Origin of the sequence: Acinetobacter sichuanensis (assembly GCF_003024515.2) — a bacterium.
Taxonomy (GTDB): Bacteria; Pseudomonadota; Gammaproteobacteria; order Pseudomonadales; family Moraxellaceae; genus Acinetobacter; species Acinetobacter sichuanensis.
This window is the reverse complement of record NZ_PYIX02000112.1, coordinates 1-2,655: the sequence shown is the minus strand read 5'-3', so window position 1 is coordinate 2,655 and position 2,655 is coordinate 1. Positions and strand designations below refer to the sequence as shown.

Below are 2,655 nucleotides of genomic sequence, written 5' to 3'. Positions count from 1 at the left end.
ACTTTTTATCTGCTCATTAATCGGGAATAGGTATGCAATCGGATATGTTCCTGCATCATTCATATGATCAAAGCCTGACTTTTTATCTGGTTGACCATGATCGTCGTAAATTTGGCGTTCTTGGCATTTAGTAAAATGTGGACACTTGATAGCATTAACAAATAATCTGCGCTCACTCAGCGTATTACACAGCATCCCATTCATTGAATTAATTCGATCTTTTACTGCTGGGTTTCTTGAATTAACATAAACCCTAAAACCTGCCTTTCTCAGCAGTGCCAAATCCGTTTCACTTGCATTGCTTGATTTTCGATTTTCACCAGAAGCATCGGGATAGATTCCCACTTCATGATCAGGAAATTTTTCTTTGATTGCTTCAATCATTGCAGGGGTATCAAATAAATTCACAAATTCATCAACTGCATGCATGGTTTCACCACGTCGAACATAAACAACAGCTGACATTTTGGTAACGTTAAAGTCCATACCAATATGAAGCGTATCATTATCTTTTACGACTTCACTTGAACTATTCAAAATGCGATTAAAGCAATAATAAATAACACCTTGATAACTTTCAAAACTCGCCTCATATTCCTGACTAAATGTTTTAGGATCCATCTTGCGCTTCGCAACAATGATCTCTGATTCAGGAATATTTCCGCCCTGTAAGGATGTATAAGAAAAACTTCGACAATCTGGCTCATGCCCAGGCTGACCATCCATAAAGGTGTCGTAGCAATGATTAAAACCTTTGGGTGTTCCAATTCTTAAAACATGACCACCAACACGCTGTTCACCATTCACAATATATTTGCATGTAGAAAGCATTGGACGTAGCACTTCTTCCCACGCTGCCCACTTACAATCCGCCCATTCATCAATGATTAGAAAGAATAAACCTGAGCCACGTAAGTCATCGTAATTATCCAAACCAACAACACGAATAACATGACCACTTTTTAAAGTGATTGAGCACTCAGTTTCATTTGGCTTTCCTGCACGCCAAGACGCTGGAATTGCTTGCTTTAATCTCTTCCAAAAAACACGTTTTGCTTGCTTAAAGGTAGGTGCTGCATACCAAATTTCATCTTCAACAGAAACATTCCATTTAGCAGCTAATCTTGCTGCACGCCGCATTTCAGCTTTAGCTAAAAATGTTTTGCCAAAGCGCCGTCCACAAACAGCATCACGAAAACGCGCTTCTTTTTGCCAACCCCAGAGATAAATGTTTGCTTGTTTAGGTGTGAGCTGCACAGCTCCATCAGGTGGGTTAAAGAATTGGCTCATGTGGAATTTCCTCATCAGGATTCAGGCTGATTTTGTAATCTTCCTCAGGAGGTCTTGTTTCTGGCGGATTCACTTCGCGTTTAAGCTTTTCTAGCTCCAAACGTTTCATCTCAACTTCAATCTGTTCTTTTTCAGATAAACCACTCTGTACACCGTTACCCATCTGAATAAGCCCCTGAGCTTGCTTCAGGATTTTCGCCCTCATTACCCTATTTTTCGAATAATCATCATAAATTGACTGAAGCTCTTTAAAGTGAAAAACCTTATTTGCAATAGGTATGCTTTCAAAGTTATCTTTAAAATCAGCGCGTGTTTTATAAAATAAATCAGTTAATTTTTTACTTAAGTTTTTACCTGTTGCCTTGGTTGGGTCATAAAGCGCAGCCTGTTGGCGAGTTATTTCTAAGTTAAATTCTTGCTTTACAGACTCGACAACCTGTTGAGGGGTTTCAAAGCAAGCAAGAGATTGAACTATAAAGATTTTTACAGGCTCTCTTAACGTCGCCATAAATGCCACCTCGTAAAGCTACGTAAAGCAAGATAGCCAAAAAAAAGAGCCTTTCAGCTCAAATCACACACGTCCCACAACACTTGGAAATATCAACATCAGGAACAAACGGCGCATGCTTTGTGATTTCGACCAAACGCTTAACTGACTCATTTGCACCCCAACGTCTGACCACACCAAAGAACTCTTCAATGTCGTGACCTGCCAAATAATGTTTAGGTAAACCTGTCATATCGCTATAAAGCATTTCACCATCTTCATCGCGTTCTACACCAATGTGATAAAGCTCATGATCCAGTAACGCGCAAAAGTTGCGGTCATTGCTCTTTTCACAATAACTCGCATCAATCGTAATTAAATAAGTGGGTACAAATCCATACCAGTCCCGCATCTGTTGTTCTTGTCGTGCTTTCTTCCATCCACCAACATTAAACATCACCTTTTCACATTGACCCAATACCATTCGTTTTTTAGATTGAGCCGCAGATGATGCCCAAGCAAAAGCTAAGAACTCGTCACTGTCATGAAGTAGCTCAGCAATGTGGTCATGATCAGGATTATGTAACGCGCCACCAATGGTAAGAAAGTTAGCAACCACCCAATCTTTTAGATCTGGTGCAGGTGCTAAACGGATTGTTTCTTCTTCCTCGGCTTGGTCAATCAGTTCTGTTGGTGGGAATGGTCTGATCTGTTCCATATTTCATCCAATAAAAAACCCACATACATAATGTGGGTCTTAATCAATTACTTTACTCTTTTGCTGAGCATGCAGAATGGTAGTAAACCTCTAGTGCTGATTTGATGCTCAACATGTCTCAACATCTATTTGAAAAAGTTATTTCTTAAATTTGATAATT

The 2,655-nt window shown here is 39.5% G+C and carries 3 protein-coding genes; all 3 read right to left on the bottom strand.

Annotated elements, in window-relative coordinates; translation table 11 throughout:
• Positions 1–1,290: phage terminase large subunit family protein (locus tag C9E89_RS22090; protein ID WP_107010238.1), on the bottom strand; the 1,290-nt coding region annotated here is incomplete at its 3' end.
• Positions 1,274–1,798 (bottom strand): DUF2280 domain-containing protein, encoded by a 525-nt coding sequence (locus C9E89_RS22085; RefSeq protein ID WP_107010237.1) that lies wholly within the window; start codon positions 1,796–1,798, stop codon positions 1,274–1,276. The genes C9E89_RS22090 and C9E89_RS22085, both read right to left, overlap by 17 nt.
• A 58-nt stretch (positions 1,799–1,856) precedes the next feature.
• Positions 1,857–2,495: a putative metallopeptidase gene (locus C9E89_RS22080; RefSeq protein WP_107010236.1), complete on the bottom strand. Its 639-nt coding sequence runs from the start codon at positions 2,493–2,495 to the stop codon at positions 1,857–1,859.
• Positions 2,496–2,655: the final 160 nt, after the last annotated feature.